Here is a 6650-nt window from a genome sequence, read left to right as displayed (position 1 = left end):
GCAGCGGCGCAGTATATCTTGCCTCATCGACGACCTGATCGTTGGTTCCCGAGAGTAGTTAAGCAACGACCAGCAAAATATCCGACCCGAAAATGAAAATGCCAGTCAGCTTAACTGACTGGCATTAGGCAGATGCCCACCTTTTTTATTGCCCAGGGAATTGGGTTGCCTCAGAACAGAGGGAATGTATTGCGCAAACTCTCACTGACCTTGATTGGCTGGAAGTTTGGGTTCTCGCTGAGTTCCTTTACCTTCTGCCTGGACTGCTCCAGCCCCTGTTTTCTGCATCAACCGTGCAATGCCTGACTCAGTGACGCGGCTCGAGCACCCAGCAGCAAATGCCAAACGCCATCCGCCTGCTTGCTGATGCCCTGGCAACCCAGGCTCACCAGTTGCGCCGAATTGACCTGATCCTGATCCTTGAGCTGAATACGTACCCGACTTAGCGCCACGCACTGCGCTGTCACCAGGTTGTCGCGGCCGCCCAATGCCTGCAGCCAATCTTCGACGGGTATCGCCTGCGTGGCGGGAGCCGGCATGTCTGGGCTGAGTGAGCTGCCGATTGGCGCATGAGGCAGCTCGGCACGTAGTTCATCCGCCAGTGCATCGGCCATCGGCCCGACCACCACCTGCAGGCTGCCGCCGCTGCCGGGGCGGACCACTGCCAGGGCGCCAAGGCTTTTCAGGGTCGCGTCGTTGGCCAGACTGCGGTCGGCGAGCACCAGGCGCAGGCGCGTGGTGCAGGCATCGATGCCGTGCAGGTTGGCGCTGCCGCCAAGGGCGTCGATATAGCGCCGGGCGCGGCCGGCGTCGCCGGCCATGGTGGTCTCTGCGGCGGGTTGCTCTTCACGGCCCGGGGTCTTCAGGTCGAAGCGGCGGATGCAGTAGTCGAACACGAAGTAGTACACCAGCGCATACAGCAGCCCCACCGGGAACACCAGCCAGCCATTGCTCGAGCGCCCCCAGCCCAGGGCCATGTCGATGGCGCCTCCGGAAAAGGTGAAGCCCAGGCGGATTCCCAGCAGGTCGCACAGGGCCATGGACAGCCCGGTCAGCAGCGCATGGATCAGGTACAGCAGCGGCGCGAGGAACATGAAGGCGAACTCGATCGGCTCGGTCACCCCGGTCAGCGCCGAGGTCAGCGCCATCGACAGCAGCACCCCGCCGATCAGCTTGCGCCGGCCGGGCAGGGCATGCCGGTACATGGCCAGGCAGGCGGCCGGCAGGCCGAAGATCATCATCGGGAACATGCCGGCCATGAATTGCCCGGCGTTGGGGTCGCCGGCGAAGTAACGTGCAAGATCGCCAGTGACCACCTGCCCGCCGGCGCCCTGGAAGCTGCCGAAGACGAACCACACCAGGTTGTTGAGGATGTGGTGCAGGCCGGTGATGATCAGCAGCCGGTTGAGCACGCCGAAGAAGAACGCGCCGATGCTGCCGCTCTCGAGCATCAGCTGGCCGAGGCTGTTGATGCCTTGCTGGATCGGCGGCCAGATCAGCCCGAACAGCAGGCCGAGCATTACCGCCGACAGGCCGGTGGCGATCGGCACGAAACGTCGGCCACCGAAGAATGCCAGGTAGTCCGGCAGCTTGATGTCCTTGAAGCGGTTGTACAGGCCGCCACCGACCAGGCCGCAGAGGATCCCGGCGAGCATGCCCATGTCGATCGCCGGATCTATCACCTTCAGCGTCGCCACCAGCACCAGGTAGCCGATGGCGCCAGCCAGGCCGGCGGTGCCGTTGTTGTCGCGGGCGAAGCCCACGGCGATGCCGACCGCGAAGATCAGCGCCAGGTTGGCGAAGATCGCCTGCCCGGCGTCATGCACCAGGGCGATGTCGAGCAGGTCGGTGTCGCCCAGGCGCAGCAGCAGGCCGGCGATGGGCAGGATGGCGATGGGCAGCATCAAGGCGCGGCCGAGCCGTTGCAGGCCCTGGATGAAGTGCTGGTACATGATGCGCTCCGATTATTGTTGTAAGGCCACGGGGGCCGGGCTTTGCGCTTGCGGCGCGGTGAAGTCGCGGCAGGCCTGGCGCACCGCAGCGGCGCTGGACAGGGCCAGCAGGCCCTGGCTGAAGCGCTGGCACTGGGCGGCGTCAAGTTCACGGACACGGGCCTTGATTTCGCCGATCTGCGGCGCGCTGACCGACAGTTCGGCTACCCCCAGCCCCACCAGCACTGGGGTGGCCAGCGGATCGGAGGCCAGGGCGCCACATACGCCGACCCAGCGGCCATGCTTCGCCGCGCCTTGGCAGGTGAGGTCGATCAGGCGCAGCAGCGCCGGATGCAGGGCGTCGACCCGCGCCGCCAGGCCGGCGTGATCGCGGTCCATGGCCAGGGTGTACTGCGACAGGTCGTTGGTGCCGATGGAGAAGAAATCGGCATGTTCGGCCAGGCGCTCGGCCAGCAGCGCGGCGGCGGGCACCTCGATCATCACCCCCAGTTCCGCGCGCTCGGCAACGCCCAGTTCGTCGGCGAGCTGGTCCAGGCGCTGGCGAATGGCGATCAACTCGTCCACTTCGGTGACCATCGGCAGCATGATCCGGCAGCGCCGCTGGGGGCTGACCGAGAGCAGGGCGCGCAACTGCTGGTCGAGCAGTTGCGGGCGCACCAGGCCCAGGCGGATGCCGCGCAGGCCCAGCACCGGGTTGGCCTCCGCGGGCAGCGGCAGGTAGTCCAACTGCTTGTCGCCGCCGACATCGATGGTGCGGATGATCACCGGACGCGTGTCCATGGCATCGAGCACGGCCTGGTAAGCCAGGCGCTGTTCCTGTTCGTCGGGCGCGGTGTGGCGGTCGACGAACAGGAACTCGCTGCGCAGCAGGCCGACGCCATCGGCGCCCTGGGCCAGGGCCTGGGCGGCTTCGTCGGCACCGGCGACGTTGGCGGCAATCTCGACCAGGCGACCATCGCGGGTGCGCGCCGGCTGATGGGCGGCGGCCTGTTGGTGCTGGCGTTGTTCGTGGCGCTGCTGGCAGTGCTGGCGTACCTCGGCCAGGCGCTGCGGCGCGGCACGGGTTTCCAGGCGGCCGTTGTCGGCGTCCACCACCAGGGTGCTGCCGGCGGGCAATTCGAGCAGGGTCTCGCCCAGGGCCACCAGGCAGGGCAGGCCGCGGGCCCGGGCGAGGATGGCCACGTGCGAAGTGGCGCCACCGGCGGCCATGCACAGGCCGGCGACATCGTGGCGGGCGAGCAGCAGCAGGTCGGACGGGGTCAGTTCATGGGCGACGACGATCGCCGAGGGTGGCAGGCGCAGCTCGCGAGTTTCGCCGAGCAGGGCGCGCAGCACACGCTGCTGCAGGTCGTGCAGGTCGTTGGCGCGTTCGGCCAGCAGTGGGTTGTCCAGGCTGCGCAGTACCTGGCACTGGGCATCGATGGCGCGGCTCCAGGCATGGCTGGCGGCGCTGCCCTGGTCGATATGGCGACGGGCGGCGTCGAGCAAGGCCGGGTCGTCGAGCAGCGCCAGGTGGGCTTCGAGGATTGCCGCGGCGTCTTCCTGGCCACGCGGCAGGTGGCGCCAATCGCGGTCGATGGCGTGGCGCACGGCGGTCAGGGCGGCATCCAGCGCGGCGTGCTGTTCGGGCGGGTGATTGCCGCCGTTGTCCGGCGGCAGGCTGATGCCATCGAGCCTGGCCAAGGGGCCGAGGGCCAGGCCGGGCGATGCGCAGACACCGCCGATGACACCGGGCTCGTGACGAGTCGCCTGGGCGGTGACGGGGGCTGCGGCGGCCGGTGAGGCGTGGCGCTCGCCCACCGTCGGTGTCTGCAGGGCTTGCAGCATGGCCTGCAGGGCCTCCTGGCAATCTGCCCCGCTGCAGCTCACGGTCACCTCGTCGCCTTCGCCGACGCCAAGGCCCATGACCGCCACCAGGCTGTCGACGGCTGCCTCGCGATCGTGGAAGTGCAACAGGATGCGGCTTTGGAAGCGTTGCGCGGTCTGGCGCAGCAGCGCAGCCGGACGCGCGTGCAGGCCGCCGTGGTGGGCGACCCGGGCCTGGCCACGGGCGTTGCCCTGGGCCTGCGCGCCGGCCGATGGCGTACCGGCGATGGCTTTGCCGCGCACCTCCAGCAGTGGTTCGCCGAGGCTGTCAGTGACGCTGCCAAGGGCGAGCAGTTCATAGCCCTGGCCGTTGCCCACCAGCATCACCGTGACCAGGCTGGTGCAATGCTGCGCCACCAGGTCGAGGTCGAAGTGAACCAGTGCCTGGCCCTGTTCGACCTGCTCGCCGAGCGCGACCTGTGGCGAGAAACCACGGCCGAGCAGTTGCACGGTGTCGACGCCGATGTGCAGGAGGATCTCCGCGCCATTGGCCGCACGCAGGGTCAGGGCATGGCCGGTGCGCGCCAGGTGCACCACTTCGCCGGCGCAGGGCGCATACAGGCAGCCGTCGAGCGGGTCGATGGCGATACCGTCGCCCAGGGTACCGCTGCTGAACACCGGGTCGGGGACTTCGGCCAGCGCCACCCGCGGGCCTGCCAGCGGGGCGTGGAGAATGATGTTGTTATTGTCGGGCATGCGCTGTTCCTCGCGGCTTCACTGCGTACAGGTCACTTTGCTCAGATGGCGCGGCTGGTCCGGGTCCAGGCCACGGGCCTCGGCCAGGCCGGCGGCCATGATGTAGAAGCTCTGGATCGCCAGTAGTGGATCGAGGGCTGGATGCTCGGCGCAGGCCAGGGTCAGGTCGCGCCCGGCGATGTCGGCGGGCGCCGCCAGCAGCACGCGGGCACCGCGCTGGCGCATGTCGGCGGCCAGTTGCAGCAGGCCGGCCTGCTCGACGCCGCGAGGGGCGAATACCAGCAAGGGGTACTGGGCGTCGATCAGCGCCATCGGGCCGTGGCGTACTTCAGCGCTGCTGAAGGCCTCGGCCTGGATCACCGAGGTTTCCTTGAACTTCAGCGCCGCTTCCTGGGCAATGGCGAAACCGGCGCCACGGCCGATCACCATGAGCCGTTCGCAGTCGCGCAAGGTGTCGATGGCGAAGCTCCAGTCCAGCGCGGCGGCTTCGCGCAACTGCGCCGGCAGGGCCTCGAGGGCGGCCAGCAGGGCGCGGTCCTGGCCCCAGTGGGCGACCAGGCGTGCGCTGGCGCCGAGGGTGGCGACGAAGCTCTTGGTCGCCGCCACGGAAAGCTCCGGGCCGGCGCCCAGCGGCAGGTGATGCTGGCAGGCCTGCTGCAATGGCGAGCCTTCGGCGTTCACCAGCGCCACGGTGGTTGCGCCGCACTGGCCCAGGCGCTGCAGGCTGTCGACCAGGTCCGGGCTCTGTCCCGACTGCGAGAAGCCCAGCGCGACCTGGCCGCGCACGCGCAGCGGTGCCTGCTGTAGGGTAACCACCGACATCGGCAGCGAGGCTACCGGCAGCCCGAGTTGCTGCATGGCGACGTAGGCGAAGTAGCTGGCGGCGTGGTCGGAACTGCCGCGGGCCACGGTCAGCGCCACCTGTGGGTCGAGGCGTCGCAGCTGTTCGGCGAGTGGCGCCAGGCGTGGGTCGAGCAGGGCCTGCTGCTGTTCGATGACAGTGGCACAGGCACGGGCTTCTTCGAGCATCCTTGAACTCACGAAAGGTCTCCTTCGACCATCACGGCGGTCAGGTTGAGTTGGCGATCCAGCAGTACGGCATCGGCCCAGGCGCCCGCTTGCAGGCGGCCGCGGTCGGTGATGCCGAGGTAGTCGGCGGGGTAGCGGGACAGGCGGTCGGAGGCCTCGGCCAGCGGCAGGCCGATCTTCACCAGGTTACGCAGGGCCTGGTCCATCGTCAGGGTACTGCCGGCCAGGGTGCCGTCGGGCAGGCGCACGCCGCCCAGGCACTTGGTCACGGTGTGGCTGCCCAGGCGGTATTCGCCGTCGGGCATGCCGGCGGCGGCGGTGGAGTCGGTCACGCAGTACAGGCAGGGGATCGCGCGCAAGGCCACCTTGATCGCTCCGGGGTGCACGTGCAGCAGGTCCGGGATCAGTTCGGCGTAGCGGGCGTGGGCCAGTGCCGCGCCGACGATGCCCGGCTCGCGGTGGTGCAGCGGGCTCATGGCGTTGTACAGGTGGGTGAAGCTGCTGGCGCCGGCCTCGAGCGCCGCCACGCCCTCTTCGTAACTGCCCAGGGTGTGACCGATCTGCAGGCGGATGCCACGTTGGCTCAAGGCCTGGATCAGCGGCAGGTGGCCGGCGATTTCCGGGGCGATGGTGATCACCTTGATCGGCGCCAGGGCCAGGTACTGCTCGACTTCATCGAGCAGCGCCTGGTGGGCGAAGTTGGGCTGGGCGCCGAGCTTGCCGGGATTGATGTACGGGCCTTCCAGGTGCACGCCGAGGATCCGCGCGCCCTGGCGCGGCTGGCGCAGGTGTTCGCCCAGTTGCGCGAGGACCCCGGCCAGCTCTTCGCGGGGGGCGGTCATGGTGGTGGCCAGCAGCGAGGTGGTGCCGAAGCGCCGATGGGTGCGGGCGATGGTGGCGAAGGCCTGCGTGCCCTGCATGATGTCGCTGCCACCGCCGCCGTGCACATGCAGGTCGATGAAGCCGGGCAGCAGGTAGGGCAGGTCGTTGTCCTGCGGGTCGCACGGTGTGCCGTCGATGGCGCGGATGCGGCCTTGTTCGAGGTGCAACTGGCCGCGCACCCAGCCAGCGGGGGTGAGGATGTTGGCGATGTCCATGGAGGCTCCG

The 6650-nt window shown here is 68.8% G+C and carries 4 protein-coding genes; all 4 read right to left on the bottom strand.

The annotated features are described in order from the left end of the window. Positions 1 to 287: 287 nt before the first annotated feature. Genes nagE through nagA form a run of 4 tightly spaced genes read right to left on the bottom strand, consistent with a single transcriptional unit; the run spans position 288 to position 6640 of the window. A complete protein-coding gene (gene nagE / locus F3J43_RS04415) occupies positions 288 to 1952 on the bottom strand; it encodes an N-acetylglucosamine-specific PTS transporter subunit IIBC (protein WP_166883599.1) in 1665 nt (554 codons plus the stop codon). A gap of 12 nt (positions 1953 to 1964) precedes the next feature. Then, positions 1965 to 4514, bottom strand: coding sequence for a phosphoenolpyruvate--protein phosphotransferase (ptsP, locus tag F3J43_RS04410; RefSeq protein ID WP_166883598.1), 2550 nt, complete (start codon positions 4512 to 4514; stop codon positions 1965 to 1967). Positions 4515 to 4532: 18 nt separating this feature from the next. Continuing rightward, positions 4533 to 5555 carry an SIS domain-containing protein gene (locus tag F3J43_RS04405; RefSeq protein WP_205297615.1) on the bottom strand — a complete coding sequence of 341 codons (1023 nt, stop codon included), beginning with the start codon at positions 5553 to 5555 and terminating at the stop codon, positions 4533 to 4535. Next, positions 5552 to 6640: an N-acetylglucosamine-6-phosphate deacetylase gene (gene nagA, locus F3J43_RS04400; protein WP_166883597.1), complete on the bottom strand. Its 1089-nt coding sequence runs from the start codon at positions 6638 to 6640 to the stop codon at positions 5552 to 5554. Before nagA ends, F3J43_RS04405 begins: the two co-directional genes overlap by 4 nt. Positions 6641 to 6650 lie beyond the last annotated feature (10 nt).

Source organism: Pantoea sp. Cy-639, from assembly GCF_011752525.1.
In the GTDB taxonomy this organism is placed as follows: Bacteria; Pseudomonadota; Gammaproteobacteria; order Pseudomonadales; family Pseudomonadaceae; genus Aquipseudomonas.
Note: the sequence above shows the minus strand (reverse complement) of the source record. Positions and strands in the feature narration are given on the sequence as shown.

Excerpts from the sequence above, each read along its gene's own strand:
- ptsP (WP_166883598.1), bottom strand. The coding sequence starts at position 4,514 with ATGCCCGACAATAACAACATCATTCTCCACGCCCCGCTGGCAGGCCCG.
- nagA (WP_166883597.1), bottom strand. The coding sequence starts at position 6,640 with ATGGACATCGCCAACATCCTCACCCCCGCTGGCTGGGTGCGCGGCCAG.
- nagE (WP_166883599.1), bottom strand. The coding sequence starts at position 1,952 with ATGTACCAGCACTTCATCCAGGGCCTGCAACGGCTCGGCCGCGCCTTG.